Source organism: Tabrizicola sp. T46 (genome assembly GCF_057219895.1).
Window position 1 is genome coordinate 227,714 of sequence record NZ_JBXVVV010000001.1, and the last position, 14,111, is coordinate 241,824.

General features: G+C 67.2%; 15 protein-coding genes. 8 read left to right on the top strand and 7 right to left on the bottom strand.

Translation table 11 applies throughout. From position 1 onward, the window contains the following. Window positions 1-81: 81 nt before the first annotated feature. Window positions 82-990 (top strand): LysR family transcriptional regulator, encoded by a 909-nt coding sequence (locus AC2D9V_RS01175; RefSeq protein WP_484712201.1) that lies wholly within the window; start codon window positions 82-84, stop codon window positions 988-990. Between the two features lie 153 nt (window positions 991-1,143). Here AC2D9V_RS01175 and AC2D9V_RS01180 read toward each other — a convergent pair whose 3' ends face one another. Next, window positions 1,144-2,904, bottom strand: coding sequence for a monovalent cation:proton antiporter-2 (CPA2) family protein (locus AC2D9V_RS01180; RefSeq protein WP_484712202.1), 1,761 nt, complete (start codon window positions 2,902-2,904; stop codon window positions 1,144-1,146). Between the two features lie 104 nt (window positions 2,905-3,008). Here AC2D9V_RS01180 and AC2D9V_RS01185 point away from each other — a divergent pair, with 104 nt between their 5' ends. Further along, window positions 3,009-3,695, top strand: coding sequence for a DUF1194 domain-containing protein (locus AC2D9V_RS01185; RefSeq protein ID WP_484712203.1), 687 nt, complete (start codon window positions 3,009-3,011; stop codon window positions 3,693-3,695). Window positions 3,696-3,814: 119 nt separating this feature from the next. Continuing rightward, window positions 3,815-4,243, top strand: a complete 429-nt coding sequence (locus AC2D9V_RS01190; protein WP_484712204.1) for a L,D-transpeptidase — start codon at window positions 3,815-3,817, stop codon at window positions 4,241-4,243. A gap of 175 nt (window positions 4,244-4,418) precedes the next feature. Here AC2D9V_RS01190 and AC2D9V_RS01195 read toward each other — a convergent pair whose 3' ends face one another. Then, window positions 4,419-5,042, bottom strand: coding sequence for a TetR/AcrR family transcriptional regulator (locus AC2D9V_RS01195; RefSeq protein ID WP_484712205.1), 624 nt, complete (start codon window positions 5,040-5,042; stop codon window positions 4,419-4,421). Window positions 5,043-5,127: 85 nt separating this feature from the next. Here AC2D9V_RS01195 and AC2D9V_RS01200 point away from each other — a divergent pair, with 85 nt between their 5' ends. Further along, on the top strand, window positions 5,128-5,544 hold the full coding sequence (locus AC2D9V_RS01200; protein WP_484712206.1) for a hypothetical protein: 417 nt from the start codon (window positions 5,128-5,130) through the stop codon (window positions 5,542-5,544). After that, on the top strand, window positions 5,502-5,855 hold the full coding sequence (locus tag AC2D9V_RS01205) for a hypothetical protein (RefSeq protein WP_484712207.1): 354 nt from the start codon (window positions 5,502-5,504) through the stop codon (window positions 5,853-5,855). The genes AC2D9V_RS01200 and AC2D9V_RS01205 overlap by 43 nt, the downstream gene beginning before the upstream one ends. On the opposite strand, the gene AC2D9V_RS01210 is transcribed toward AC2D9V_RS01205, so the two are convergent. Beyond that, the gene (locus AC2D9V_RS01210) at window positions 5,852-6,298 is read right to left on the bottom strand and encodes a DUF6691 family protein (protein WP_484712208.1); all 447 of its coding nucleotides are present in this window, start codon (window positions 6,296-6,298) and stop codon (window positions 5,852-5,854) included. The genes AC2D9V_RS01205 and AC2D9V_RS01210 overlap by 4 nt on opposite strands. Beyond that, entirely contained in the window at window positions 6,295-6,741 is a 447-nt protein-coding gene (locus AC2D9V_RS01215; protein ID WP_484712209.1) for a YeeE/YedE family protein, read from the bottom strand. Before AC2D9V_RS01215 ends, AC2D9V_RS01210 begins: the two co-directional genes overlap by 4 nt. 217 nt (window positions 6,742-6,958) lie before the next feature. Between AC2D9V_RS01215 and AC2D9V_RS01220 the strand changes: the two genes are divergently transcribed. Beyond that, window positions 6,959-7,744, top strand: coding sequence for an inositol monophosphatase family protein (locus AC2D9V_RS01220; protein ID WP_484712210.1), 786 nt, complete (start codon window positions 6,959-6,961; stop codon window positions 7,742-7,744). A gap of 81 nt (window positions 7,745-7,825) precedes the next feature. Here the strand turns inward: AC2D9V_RS01220 and AC2D9V_RS01225 are convergent, their stop codons facing one another. Both AC2D9V_RS01225 and putA read right to left on the bottom strand, forming a co-directional pair. Beyond that, complete coding sequence (locus AC2D9V_RS01225) at window positions 7,826-8,572, bottom strand: rhomboid family intramembrane serine protease (RefSeq protein ID WP_484712211.1); 747 nt, start codon at window positions 8,570-8,572, stop codon at window positions 7,826-7,828. Window positions 8,573-8,604: 32 nt separating this feature from the next. After that, a complete protein-coding gene (putA, locus tag AC2D9V_RS01230; RefSeq protein ID WP_484712212.1) occupies window positions 8,605-12,045 on the bottom strand; it encodes a bifunctional proline dehydrogenase/L-glutamate gamma-semialdehyde dehydrogenase PutA in 3,441 nt (1,146 codons plus the stop codon). Window positions 12,046-12,148: 103 nt separating this feature from the next. Here putA and AC2D9V_RS01235 point away from each other — a divergent pair, with 103 nt between their 5' ends. Then, entirely contained in the window at window positions 12,149-12,610 is a 462-nt protein-coding gene (locus tag AC2D9V_RS01235) for an Lrp/AsnC ligand binding domain-containing protein (RefSeq protein WP_484712213.1), read from the top strand. 34 nt (window positions 12,611-12,644) lie between these two features. On the opposite strand, the gene AC2D9V_RS01240 is transcribed toward AC2D9V_RS01235, so the two are convergent. After that, window positions 12,645-12,770: a hypothetical protein gene (locus tag AC2D9V_RS01240; protein ID WP_484712214.1), complete on the bottom strand. Its 126-nt coding sequence runs from the start codon at window positions 12,768-12,770 to the stop codon at window positions 12,645-12,647. 150 nt (window positions 12,771-12,920) lie between these two features. Here AC2D9V_RS01240 and AC2D9V_RS01245 point away from each other — a divergent pair, with 150 nt between their 5' ends. Then, the gene (locus AC2D9V_RS01245; protein WP_484712215.1) at window positions 12,921-14,039 is read left to right on the top strand and encodes an aromatic ring-hydroxylating oxygenase subunit alpha; all 1,119 of its coding nucleotides are present in this window, start codon (window positions 12,921-12,923) and stop codon (window positions 14,037-14,039) included. Window positions 14,040-14,111 lie beyond the last annotated feature (72 nt).

Below are 14,111 nucleotides of genomic sequence, written 5' to 3' on the forward strand. Positions count from 1 at the left end.
GCGTCTCCTTTCCCCATCTTGTGCCAGAAAGGTTGATGTGAGACCAATTCATAGTTCTCACGTTCTTCATGAGGTTCGTTCATGTATATCGAGCTGCGTCATCTGCGGACGATCCGCGCGATCCAGCAGGCCGGGGGGCTCGCGCGGGCGGCAGAGATGCTGAACATGACCCAGTCGGCGCTGAGCCATCAGGTGGCGGGGCTGGAGGATCAGGCGGAGATGGAACTGTTCGTCCGCCGGTCAAAGCCGATGCGGCTGTCTGCGGCGGGACACAGGATGTTGCGGGCGGCGGAGCGTATCCTGCCAGAGATAGACGCGATGGAAGAGGAATTCCGGGCGTTGAGGGCCGGGAGAACCGGCAGGTTGCACATCGCGATCGAGTGCCATGCCTGTTTCGACTGGCTGTTCCCGGTGCTGGAGATGTTCCGCCACGCCTGGCCCGAGATCGACGTGGACATCAAGGCGGGCCTCGCCTTCGAGGCGCTGCCGGCCTTGAACCGCGAGGATGTGGACCTGGTGATTTCCTCGGACCGCGAGCCGCCGCCGGGGATCGTGTTCAACCCGCTGTTCGATTACCACCCGACCTTCGTCGCCTCGTCCCAGAATCCGCTGGCTGAAAAGGCATTCATCACGGCGGAGGACTTCCGCGACCAGGTACTGATCACCTATCCGGTCAGCCGCGACAAGCTTGATATCTTTACGGAAATCCTGACGCCGGCGAAGGTGGAGCCGCGCGCTCAGCGCACGGCTGAGCTGACGGCGGTGATCCTGATGCTGGTCGGATCGAACAGGGGGGTGGCGGTCCTGCCGGACTGGGTGATGCGGGAGGTGAAGACGAATGCCGACTATGTCACGCGACCCTTAGGGCCGGAGGTGGTGACGAAACGGATGTACGCAGCGACGCGGGATGCCGATGTGGCGAAGCCCTTCATGGCGCATTTCCTGCGGCTGGCGCGGTCGGAGCCGGTGAAGCTGCAGCGTGACCTGTAAGCCCTTCAGAACGCTGGGTTAATCCGGGGTGTTTCGGAAAGGTTGAGCGTCTTGAACGCGTCTTCCTTCTGTCTTCCTTCCGTCTCTACGCGCGGAGAGACGAGAAGACGTTAACCATATCGCCCGAATCGGTTTCAGCCCCCCTATCGGCGGTCAGCCCGAGTTCTCTACCGCCATCCCGGCGTTGCCGACCATGAGGTCGCGACCGGCGTAGATGTCGCCGGCGAGTTGCAGGGCGAAGCGGTCGGCGTCGCGGAGGCGGACCTCGGCGATGGTTTCCTCGACCCGGTCGGGGTCCTCGCCAAAGGCGCGCAGAAGGGTGGCGCCCATGCTGAGAGCGGATTCGAAGGTTTCGCGGATCGGGTTTTCCACCCCGGCCTTGATGAGCTCGATCGAGTGGCGCCGGTCGAAGCTGCGGGCGAAGACCGGGATCAGCGGGCATTCGTCATGCAGAAGATGCGCGATGCGGGTGGCGGCACCCTGGTTGTCGACGGCGATGACGACGGCGCGGGCGTGGCTGACGCCAGCGGCGCGCAGGATATCAAGCCGGGTGCCGTCGCCGAAATAAACCTTGAAGCCGAACTCGCGCGCCGAGCGGATCTGTTCGGGATCGGTGTCGATGATGGTGAGGCGCAGGCCCATGCGGAGAAGCGGTTGCGTCACCACCTGGCCGAAGCGGCCGAAGCCGATCAGGACCACGGCATCGCCGTCATCCTCGGGGGCCTGCATGCCGTCGGTCGAGACCTCGGCCTTCGGCATGAAGCGGTCGTGGAGAAGGATGAAGACCGGGGTCATCACCATCGACAGGATGATAACTGCGGTCAGGGTGGCGTTCTCTTCGGCGGTGATGAGGCCGACCGACAGGGCGGCGGCATAGAGGACGAAGGCGAACTCGCCCCCCTGTGCCATGAGGACCAGGCGCTCGACCGCCTCGCGGTGACTGGCCTTGAAAAGGCGCGCGACGGTGTAGATCGCCAGCATCTTGAGAAGCGTAAGGGCGACGACCGAGATCAGGATCAGCTGCCAGTTCCGTGCCACGACCGAGAGGTCCAGCGCCATGCCGACGGCAAGGAAGAAGAGGCCGAGGAGAAGGCCCCGGAAGGGTTCCACGTCAGCCTCAAGCTGGTGGCGGTAGGAGGATTCCGAGAGGAGCACACCGGCAAGGAAGGCCCCCATCGCGGCGGAAAGCCCACCGACCTGCATCCAGAGCGCGGCCCCGAGGACGATGAGCAGGGCGGCGGCCGTCATCACCTCGCGCGCCTGGGCGGCGGCGAGGAGCGAGAAGACGGGGTTGAGAAGATAGCGCCCGGCAAGGATCAGGACGGCAATGGCGGCAAGGCCGATCACGATGCCTTCTGCCCGGTCGGCCATGGTCAGCGCCTCGCCCCCCGGGGCGAGAAAGGCGACAAGGGCCAGAAGCGGGACAATGGCGAGGTCTTCGAGAAGCAGGATCGAGACGATCCGCTGACCCTTGGGGGCCGAGATGTCGCCGCGTTCCTGCAGCATCTGCATGACGATGGCGGTGGAGGTGAGGACAAAGCCAGTGCCCGCGACCAGCGAGGGCGCGAAGGGATAGCCCAGGGCCAGCCCGACCAGCGACAGGAGGGCCATCGACACGAGGACCTGCGTCAGCCCCAACCCGAAGATGTCACGCCGCATCGCCCAGAGCCGGGAGGGCTGCATCTCGAGCCCGATGATGAAAAGGAACATCACCACCCCAAGTTCGGCGACGTGAAGGATGGCCATGGGGTCGGAAAAGAGGCCAAGGCCGAAGGGGCCGATGGCAAGGCCCGCCGCGAGGTAGCCGAGGACCGAGCCGAGGCCCGCGCGCTTGAAGACCGGCACGGCGACCACCGCCGCGCCAAGCAGGATCACGACTGAGGCAATGTCGACGCCGGCGCTTTCGGTGGCCATGAGATGCTCCTTCGGGGGGCAGCGTGGCGGCAAGCCTGCGGTCATGCAAGCCCTGCCATTGTGCGACGAAGCAATGGCCCTATGCTTTGGCACAGGGGGACCGCATGCGCCTTCTGTTGAGCCTGCTTCTGATGACTGCCCCGGCGTCCGCCGAGTGCCGGCTGGCGCTGGCTCTGGCGACGGATGTCTCGCGGTCCATCGACGCTGCGGATTTCGTGATCCAGACCGAGGGGCTGGCGCTGGCTCTGGAGGACAGGGAGGTGCAGCGCGCGATCCTTCAGGGCGGCGGGACGGTGGCGCTGGCGGTCTATCAGTGGAGCGGGGCGAGGCACCAGGAGCTGGTGCAGGACTGGATCATGGTCGACGGCCCCGAGGCGCTGGACCGGGTGATCTGGGCGGTGCGCGCGGCACGCCAGCCCGAGGTGCGGCAGCTGACCGCGCTGGGAGAGGCGATGCGCTTTGGTGCGGAACTCCTGGATCGCGCGCCGCCCTGCGACCGGCGGGTGCTGGACATGGCGGGGGACGGGCAGAACAATGACGGTGCCCTCGTCTCGAACGTGCGGGCGACCCTGGACTTTGACCGGATCACGATCAACGCGCTTGCCATCGGCGAGCACGAGCAGGGGCTGGTGCAGTACTTCCAGACCTATGTGATCGGCGGACCCGGGGCCTTTGTCGAGCTGGCAGAACGGCAGATCGACTTTCCGCAGGCGATCCGCCGCAAGCTTCTGCGCGAGCTTTCGGGGCCCGAGATCGGCGGACTGGCGGTGCCGGGATCACCCCCCGGTTGACCGCGGCTTCTCCTGGGTAAGCGGCGGAAGTCCTGTCCCGGCTCACCGCGAAATTTCCTTTGACTTGCCACGATTTGCTGGAATCCTGACGGCATTGAACATTGACGTCGGAGGATTCCATGCGCGGGTATTTCGCTGCGCTTGCCCTGGCTGCGGCCTTTCTGGCCCCTGCCGTGGCCCATGCCGAGCGGGTGGTGGCCCGCGTGTCGATCTCGTCCCAGACGATGAAGGTCTATCACGAGGGGCGGCATCTTTTCACCTGGACCGTTTCGACTGCCAAGCCCGGGAAGGTCACCCCGACCGGCGTCTTTGTCGGGGCAGAGGCGCTGTCAAAGCATCACCGATCGCGGCTCTACAACAACGCGCCGATGCCTTACGCGATTTTCTATGACGGGCATTACGCGATCCACGGCACGGATCAGATCAAGAAGCTGGGTGCTCCGGCGTCGAACGGCTGCGTGCGGCTGCATCCGGACAATGCGGCGATCCTGTTCCAGATAGTGAAGGCGGAAGGCAAGGACAACATGCGGATCGAGATCGTTCAGTAGGCCCGCGTTCGGCGGGGGATAGGGGCAGAGTTTGCGCGGCTACAACCTGATTCTCCTGCTTCTCGCCATCGGCTCTTGCAGCGGCTGGTGCTGGACCGAGCGCTTCCCCGCCTGGCCGGGCGGGTGACGGGCGGGGTTGCGGTCGTACTGGTGCTGGCCCTCCTGGCGGGCGCCCCTAGCCCTGCAGCGCGCGGATCACCTGGGCCAGGCAGGCCTTGACGCGTGTCCAGTCGGCCTCATCGGCCAGGGCAAGCCCGGAGAACCGGCCCGAGGTCGCGCCGGCCAGCACCATATGCTGAACCGCCGCGATCAGGAGGGCGTTCAGGGCCGGCGTGTCGACCTGGGGCGCGGGCTGGCGGTCGCCGCGCAGGCGTGCGACGAGCTCGCCCAGCGCTCGGGCGCGCTGGTCGGCCAGGCGGCGGACGTGGGGTGAGGGGTCTGACAACTCCCACGCAACAAGCTTCTGCATCAGCGAATCGGCGCGGAGCGCATCGAGATAGGCGAAGAGGACCGCCTGAAGCAGATCGCCATAGCCGGGGCCGGGGTCCTTGGCAAGGATGGGGTCCATCCGGCTGGCGACCCAGCCGGCAAGCGCCTCGCCCAAGGCGTCGATCAGGCCGTCGAGCCCGCCGAAGTAGCGGTAGATCAGCTGCTTGTCGAAACCCGAGCGGCGGGCCAAGGCATTTACACCAAAAGAGGAAAATCCCTCTTCCGCCAGAAGCTCCTGGGCTGCGCGCAGGATCGCGGCGCGGGTTTCGTCGCGGTTGCGGGGACGGGGTGCAGGGGAATCTGCGGGCATGGTTCCTCCGGCTGTTGCGCATGTCACCGACCGGTGATATACCTCAAGTCACCATAGAGTGACACACAAGCATCGTGAGGACAACATGCAACGGACCCTTCTCGGGACGGCCGCCCTTCTGCTGGCCATCGGCTACAACCTGCCTTTTGCGGGACTAGCCGCACAGTTCGACTATCCCGACATCCTGCGCCGCCCGGCGGGCGAGGTGCTGGAGGCCTTTGCCGCCGGTGGTCCGGCGCTGGTGCTGACCTGGTATGCCTTTGCCCTGTCTGCGGTGGCGCTGATCCTGTTCGCCCCGGCGCTGGCGCTGGAGACGGCGGACTGGGCGCGGCGGCCGGGGCTGGCCGTGGCGGCGGCGATCGTGGGGCGCTGGCGGGGCTGGCGCAGGCGATCGGCCTCATGCGCTGGGTCTTCGCGATTCCGGGGATGGCGGTGGCCTATGCCGATCCCGCTGCAGACGTGGCGACGCGGGCGGCGCTGGAGGTTGGGTTCCACCTTCTGAACCAGTGGGGCGGGGTGGCGATCGGCGAACACCTCGGCCAGATGCTGACGGTCATCTGGGTTGGGCTGGCGGCGCGGCAGGCCTGGGTCACGCGGCTGCCCTGGTCGCGGCTCGCGGCTGTGCCTGCCGGGGTGGCTGTGGCCGGCATCACGCTGGGCCTTGGCGAAGGGCTCGCGCTTGCGCTGGGGCACGAGGCCCCGGTACTGGGGATGCTGGCGGTGGCGGGGTTCCTGGCCCTTTCGCTCTGGCTGGTGATCCTGGGCGCGGGGCTGATCGCGCGCTCGTTTTCCAAGGCTCCAGTGCGTCCCTAACCGCGCGACCGCAGATTCTTCAGCGAGGCGCGCCCTTTCGCGGTCGAAACGTCATGCAACAGCATTCCGACCAGCGCTGCCGCCGCGAAAAGCGCGCCATCCCCAAGGAACTGCCCTGCGGCGACCATCGCTGTCCCCGGCGAAAAGCCCGAAAGACCCCAGCCGAGCCCGAAGATCAGGCTTCCTGCGGCCAGCCGGGCATCAAGGGCAAGGACCTCGACAGGGACAGCCGGGCCGGGAAGCAGGGCGCGGCCGATGCGGCGATGCAGGCGGATGCCCGCGAAGGCAACCAGTACCGCCGCAAGGATCGCAAGGCCGAAGCCCGGGTCCCAGCCGGAACCGGGGCGCAGGAAAGCCTGGACCCGAGCCGGATCCGCCATGCCCGAAATGATCAGGCCAATCCCGCAAATGAGCCCGCAGGCCAGGGCAGCAAGCCGGATCATGATGGCACCCTCGCGTCAGGAACCCATCCAGATGCCCCGACCCCAAGGAGCCCGCCCAGGAGAAGGCAGATCACCGCCACCAGCGACCGTATCGACGGTCGCGCAAGTCCGAGGATCGCCTGGCCGCTGATGCCGGTGCTGCCAAGGCGCGCACCGAACCCTGCAAGGAGCCCGGCCACGATGACCAGTGGCAGGTTCACCGGGCCGCCCGCTGCGGGCAGCGGCGCCCAGACCAGCCAGATCGTCGGTGCAAGAACCAGACCCGCCAGGAAGGCAATGCTGGTGGCCGCCAGCCCCTCGTGGCCACCAAGGAGGCTGCCAAGCATGGCGGACAGGTTCATGGCGCGTCCGGTCAGCACGAGAAGGAGCGCAGCCGCCAGGCCGACAATGCCACCGCCGATGAGTGCGGCACAATGCCCTGACTGAAGCCAATCGAAGATCATTCACCCACCCTCCCTGAGAAGCTTGTGCCGAGCATGGAGAGTTGCGCCAGTGAATCAAGCGAAAGCGCGCAATCGACGCGGCGATGCATCTGCCGGCACTTCACTTTGCGGCGTCGCCCGTGTATGCCCGCGCGACCTCTGCGGCGACCTGACTTCCGTGGACCCCAGACTTACGCCGCCCCATCGCCGACAGCCGAAGACCGACCGGAGTACGCCCATGCAAGGCTCTGCCAACCTGAACCTGATGATCAAGGCCGCGCGCAAAGCTGGCCGGAGCCTCGTCAAGGATTTCCGCGAGGTGGAGAACCTGCAGGTCTCGACCAAGGGGCCGGGCGACTTCGTCTCGAAGGCCGACCGCGAGGCGGAGCGGCTGATCAAGGAAGAACTCCTCGGCGGCCGGCCGACCTATGGCTGGATCGGCGAGGAAACGGGCGTGCAGGACGGCGCCGACCCGACCCGGCGCTGGATCGTCGATCCGCTGGACGGGACCACGAACTTCCTGCACGGGATGCCGCATTGGGCGGTTTCGATCGCGCTGGAGCACAAGGGCGAGATCGTTTCGGCCGTCGTCTATGACCCGGCGAAGGACGAGATGTTCTGGGCCGAGAAAGGCGCGGGCTGCTGGCTGAACGACAACCGCCGCCTGCGGGTTTCGGGTCGCCGGGCGATGCACGAGGCGGTGTTCTCGACCGGGGTACCGTTCGGTGCGAAATCAACGCTGCCGGCCATGCTGCAGGATCTTGCGCGCCTGATGCCGGCCTGCGCGGGCGTGCGGCGCTGGGGGGCGGCGGCGCTGGATCTCGCCTATGTCGCGGCGGGCCGCTACGACGGCTATTGGGAGCGCGAGCTGCAGCCCTGGGACGTGGCCGCCGGGATCCTCTTGGTCAAGGAAGCAGGCGGCATGGTCGAAGGGCTGCGCAAGGGCGCCAATCCCCTGGACGGCGCGCTGGTCGCCGGGAATGACGGGTTGTTCGACGCCTTTGCCGGGGTGCTGCGGGGCTGAGGGCGCGCGGAGTTTTCGAAAACTCCGGACCGGAGCCTTCTAAGGCTCCGTTCCGATTTCTTGGAAGAAATCGGTTCCCCGTCACATCCTCCGGCGCGGGATGACCGGCACGCTGGACCGCGCGGCTTCGAACTGGGTTTCGGGGTGCGGCGGGTGGCCATGCGTCTCGGCCCAGAAGCGCGCGCCACCAAGCCGCAGCCAAAGGGGGGCGGTCAGGACAAGCCCCGCGATGAACCCCCCGGCATGGGCCCAATAGGCCACGCCGCCCGCGTCACCGGGCGTGTTCAGCCCGCCGAAGATCTGGATCGCGAACCAGATGCCAAGGACGATCCACGCCCGGATGGCGAAGATCCTGAAGAAGATGATGAAGATGAAGAGCACGTCCACCCGCGCCTTGGGGAAGAGCAGGAGATACCCCCCCATCACCCCGGCAATCGCGCCGGAGGCGCCGACCATCGGGATGCGGGAATAGACATCGGCCAGCATCTGCAGCGCGGCAGCGGCCAGCCCGGCCGCAAGGTAGAAGAGCAGAAAGCCGAAGTGACCGAACTCGTCTTCCAGGTTGTCGCCGTAGATGTAGAGAAACAGCATGTTGCCGGCGAGGTGCAACCAGCCGCCATGCAGGAACATCGAGGTGAGGAACGTCTCATACCCGTCGCCCAGCATGATGCGGGCCGGGACGAGGCCCCAGGTGAAGAAGAAACCGTTGAGCTCGGGTTCCGAAAGCGAGACGAAGTAGCCAAGGAAAACCAGCACGTTGATCACGATCAGCGCGATCGTGACATAGGGCGTGCGGCCCGAGGGGTTGTGATCGCGGATCGGAAACATCGGCGGCAGCCTTTCCGATCCGCGAAGGTCCGTCAAGCGTCGGCGACTGCGGCAAGAAGCTCGGCATTGCCGCCCGAGGCGGTGGTGTCGATGCAGAGGTGCCGTTCGAGGCAGGCGTGGCCGGCATCGGGTGCGGCGATCAGGGGCAGGATCGGGCCGGTGCGGGCGGCGAGCGCCTGGGCGTAGGGGCGGCCAGCCTCGGCCTCCCCCCACCAGAGCGCGCCGGAAAATCCCTGAAGCTTGCCAAGCGCCTCGGGGGCAAGCCCCGGTGCTGCGACTGCCGCGCCGCCAAGGTTGCGAACGGCCTGGGCCTGCGCTTCGGCCGTGGTGCGACCGGGGCCGAGGCAGAGCAGTGGCGCGCGGGCGACAAGGGACAGGCGGTTTGACTCCCCAGTGGGGCCGGGCAGGTCATGGGTGACAGGGGCGGCGGGTGCGGGCGGGGCAGTCAGGGCGCGGGCGACGGCGTCGGGCGTGGCGGTGCTGTCGTCGGGGGTTGCCGCCGGATGGGGCGGGCGGGTGAAGCGGGTCAGGTAATGCGGGCCGCCGGCCTTGGGGCCGGTGCCGGAAAGCCCCTCGCCCCCGAAGGGCTGCGACCCGACGACCGCACCGATCTGGTTGCGGTTGACATAGGTGTTGCCGACACGAAGCCTTTCGGTGATGCGCTGCACGCGATCATCGATGCGGGAGTGAAGGCCGAAGGTCAGCCCGTAGCCTGTGGCGTTGATCGCATCGACCACGGCGTCGATCTCCTGCGCCTTGAAGGTGGCGATGTGGAGGACCGGCCCGAAGATCTCACGCGGCATGTCGGCAATGCCGCGGACGGAGAGGACGGTGGGGGCGATGAAAGTTCCCTCGCGCGGGGTGTTCAAGGCCTTCAGCAGCCGGCCATCGTGGCGGGCGGCGTCGATATAGTCGCGGATGCCGCCACGGGCGGCGGTGTCGATCACCGGGCCGATGTCGGTGGAGAGGTGCCAGGGGTCACCCAGGGCAAGGTCGTCCATCGCGCCGAAGAGCATCTCGGTGACGGTTTCGGCCACGTCCTCCTGCACGTAGAGGCAACGGAGGGCGGAGCAGCGCTGGCCGGCGGACTGGAAGGCAGAGGCGAGGATGTCGCGCACCGCCTGTTCGGGAAGCGCGGTCGAATCGACCAGCATCGCGTTGAGGCCGCCAGTTTCGGCGATCAGGGGCGCGGTCGGGTCGAGGTGGTCGGCCATATTGCGGCGGATTGCCTGGGCGGTGGCAGTGGAGCCGGTGAAGGCCACGCCCGAAACGCGCGGATCGCGGGTGATCGCGGCGCCGACTTCGCCGCCACCGGGAAGGAGTTGCAGGGCTGTGGCGGGGACGCCTGCGGCATGGAGGTGCTGGACGGCGAGGGTTGGGATCAGCGGGGTCTGGGGGGCGGGCTTCGCAAGGACGGCGTTCCCGGCGGCAAGGGCGGCGCCGATCTGGCCCGAGAAGATGGCGAGCGGGAAGTTCCAGGGGCTGATGCAGGCGAAGACGCCGCGCGGGGGATGCGGCTGGTCGGCCTGGGCCGCGTAGTAGCGCAGGAAATCCACCGCTTCGCGCAGTTCGGCGACCGCGTCGGGCAAGGTCTTGCCCGCCTCACGTGCGAGAAGTGCGAAGATGCGGCCGTGGTCCGCCTCCAGCCGGTCGGCGGCGCGGTTCAGGACCTCGGCCCGCTGGGCAGGCGCGGCGGACCAGGGTTCGGCAAGGCGGAGCGCGGTGTCGACGTCGGGCTGGGCGGCGGTCAGCACATGGCCGACGAGGGCGCCGGTGGCGGGGTTCAACACGGGATGACGCGGGCCGCCGACCGCGCGGCCGGCGAGGATGGGGTGGGCGTCGAAGGCCGTGGTCTCGAAGGGGCCGCGGGCGGTGTCGAGGGCGGCAAGGGTGGCCGCATCGGTCAGGTCCCAGCCGCGGGAGTTCTGGCGGGGGGCGAAAAGCGTGGGGCCGGTGGCAAGGGCGGGGCTGGGGATCGCGGCAAGGCCTTCGACGAAGGTCAGGGGGCAGGCGGCGACGGTCGCGGGGGGCACGTCCTCATCGACGATCTGGTTGACGAAGCTGGAGTTGGCGCCGTTTTCCAACAGGCGGCGGACGAGGTAGGCCAGAAGATCGCGATGCGCGCCGACCGGGGCATAGATCCGGCAGCGGGTGGACTGGTCGGTCAGGACGATGTCATGCAGGCGTTCGCCCATCCCGTGCAGGCGCTGGAACTCGTAGTCGAAGGGTGAGCGTCCCATCTCCCCGGCCATGTTCAGGACGGCAGCGACGGTGTGGGCGTTGTGGGTGGCGAACTGGGGGTAGATGCGGTCGGTGAGGCCCAGAAGCTTGCGGGCGTTGGCGATGTAGCTGACGTCGGTCGCCTGCTTGCGGGTGAAGACCGGGAAGCTTTCCAGCCCCATCACCTGCGCGCGCTTTACCTCGGCGTCCCAGTAGGCACCTTTCACGAGGCGGACCATGATCTTGCGGTCAAGGCGGGTGGCGAGGTCGTGGAGCCAGTCGATCACCGCGCCCGCGCGGCGGCCATAGGCCTGAACGACGACGCCGAACCCGTCCCAGCCTTTCAGGGCGGGGTCGGAAAGGGTGGCCTCGATCACCTCGAGCGAAAGGGCCAGCCGGTCGGCCTCTTCGGCGTCGATGTTGAAGCCGAGGCCGGCGGCCTTGGCGAGGGAGGCAAGGGCGCGGACGCGGGGCACGAGTTCCTCCATCACCCGGGCGCGCTTCGCCACCTCATAGCGCGGGTGGAGGGCCGAAAGCTTGACCGAAATGCCGGGATTGGTGCGGATGTCGTTGCCTTTCGCCGCGCGGGCGATGGCAGTGATCGCGCGGGAGTAGCTGAGGTGGTAGCGGCGGGCGTCTCCTTCCGTGCGGGCGGCTTCGCCGAGCATGTCGTAGCTGTAGGTGTAGCCTTTCGCTTCCAGTTCCGTGGCGCGGTCCATCGCGAGGTCGATGGTTTCGCCCAGGACGAAGTTGCGGCCCATTTCTTTCATCGCGCGGGCAACGGCGGTGCGGATCACCGGTTCGCCCAGCCGTTTGACTGCGGCGCGAAGGTGGCGGGTGATGCCGCCTTCGGCATCGTCCAGCACCTTGCCGGTCAGCATCAGCGCCCAGGTGGAGGCGTTGACGAGGGAGGAGGCGGATTTGCCAAGGTGGCGGCCCCAGTCGGAGGGGGCGATCTTGTCTTCGATCAGGGCATCCATCGTCTCGGCGTCGGGCACGCGGAGAAGGGCTTCGGCAAGGCACATGAGGGCGATGCCTTCGTCGGTCGACAGCCCGTACTCGGCGAGGAAGACCTCCATCAGCCCGGGGCGCGCGCTGGCGCGGATGCGGGTGACGAGATCGGCACCGGCGGCGGTGATCCTGGCCCGCGCGGGGGCGTCAAGCGCGGCCTCGGTCAGAAGCCGGCGGACGAGCGGTGTCTCGTCGGCGAGGGCTTCGGTGGTGATCACGGTCCAGGCGGAATCGGTTGGCATATGGCACCCTTCGTTTTGTCCAGTATAAGGGCAAAGTGCCGGGCTGTTTTCCCGAAGCTTTTGCGATATGCAGGCGGAACGCCGATCCAACGGGGATTATGCAATGTCAAATGACCGCGCCGATCTGGACCGCTTTGACCTGGCCATCCTGCGGGTCCTGCAGACCGAGGGCCGCATTGCGGCGGTGGAACTGGCGCGGCGGATCGGGCTGTCGAAATCGCCGACCCAGGCGCGGATGAAGCGGCTGGAGGAGGCTGGGGTCATCACCGGCTACCGCGCGATCCTGGACCCGATCCGCATGGGGCAGGCGCATGTGGCCTTTGTGGAGGTGCGCCTTTCGGACACGCGCGAGGCGGCACTGACCGCCTTCAACCGCGCGGTGCTGGCGGTGCCGGAGGTGGAGCAGTGCCACATGATGGCATCAAGCTTCGACTACCTTCTGAAGGTCCGGACCGCCGACATCCAGTCCTACCGCCGGGTGCTGGGCGAGGTGATCAGCGCCCTGCCCCATGTATCAAACACCTCGACCTATGTGGCGATGGAAGCGGTGAAGGAGGTGTTCTGAGGCGCAGGTCGGGCATTGCCCATCCTGCTGCGGGTCATTCCTTCGGCTTGCCCGAGGAGATCGTCACCTTGGCGTTGGTCGAAGCGACCGAGACGGCCGGTTTCGCGGCCTCTTTCTTCGGCTTCTTCGTTTCCTTGCGCTTGTTCATGCCCTTGGCCATGTCAGTCCCCCGCTGCCCGGAACGGGCGATGCCTTACCCTACGCCTCTGGCCCCGTCCTTGCACGGCAAATCGTCGGGCGGGCTTGTCATCTGGTGGGCCTTGGCGGCACAGTCAGGCATCTGCCGGGGGTGGGAGACAGGGGGTACAGGATGAGCCTTGACCATCGCGAGTTTGCGGCCGCGAAGGAACCGCTGAACCGGGCGCGGTCCATGCCGGCGGGGTTCTACACCGACCCCGCGATCTTTGCGGCGGAACGGGAACGGGTGTTCCTGAAGCACTGGTTCTTCCTGACGCTTGACGAGGAACTGCCGCACCCGGGCGACTACCGCGCCTTCGACAGTCCCGGCGGGCCGATCCTGCTGATCCGGGGGAATGACGGGCGCTTGCGCTGCTTTGCCAACTACTGCCGGCACCGGGGCTCGATCCTTCTGGAGGGCAAGGGCAATGTCGGCGGGAGGATCACCTGCCCCTATCACGCTTGGAGCTATCTGAACGACGGGCGGCTTTACGGCTGCCCGGACATGAAGGACGCCGAGGGCTTCGACAAGGTGGAGAACGGCCTTGTGGCGCTGGACCTTGACAGCTGGGAGGGGTTCGTCTTTGCCCGCTTCACCAACGACGGGCCGACCTTGCGGGAGCATCTGGGGGATTTTCCCGACCGGATGGCCAGCCACAAGCTGGGCCAGATGCGCTGCACCTGGAAGGTCACGCTGGACGTGGCCTGCAACTGGAAGCTCATCCTGGAAAACGCGATGGAGACCTATCACACCGGGATCGTCCACAAGAACACGGTGGGCGCGCAGCAGTCGCGGACACCGGTGACGAAGGGTGACTGGATCTGCATCCAGGTGATCTCGGGCCGGTCGATCGCCACGCTGACCGATGCGGTGCCGCCGTTCGACCCGATCGCGGGGCTGGATGACGAGGCGAAGCAGGGGACGTATTTCACCGTCGTCCTGCCGACGGTCCAGTTTGCGGTGGCGCAGGATTGCCTGTGGTGGCTGAACACCCTGCCCGTCAGCGAGAACCGGACGCTCCTGGAGGTCGGGGGCTGCTTTCCGGCGGATCGCCTTGACCAGCCCGATTTCGCCGAGCGTGCCGCTCCCTATTATGACCGCTGGGAGCGGGTGGCGCGCGAGGATGTGGGGATCCTGGAAAAGCAGCAGCGGGCGCTTGCCTCGGCGCTGTACCGGCCCGGGCCGCTGAGCTGGCGCGACGACATGGTGCAGGCGATGGGCGTCTGGGTGGCGGACCGGCTGGAGCTCTAGGAGCTTCCGAGCGGTCACGTTAACCCGGTTTTCGCTGGCGTCGGCATGGGGTCGCCTTTTCTGATCCGGAGG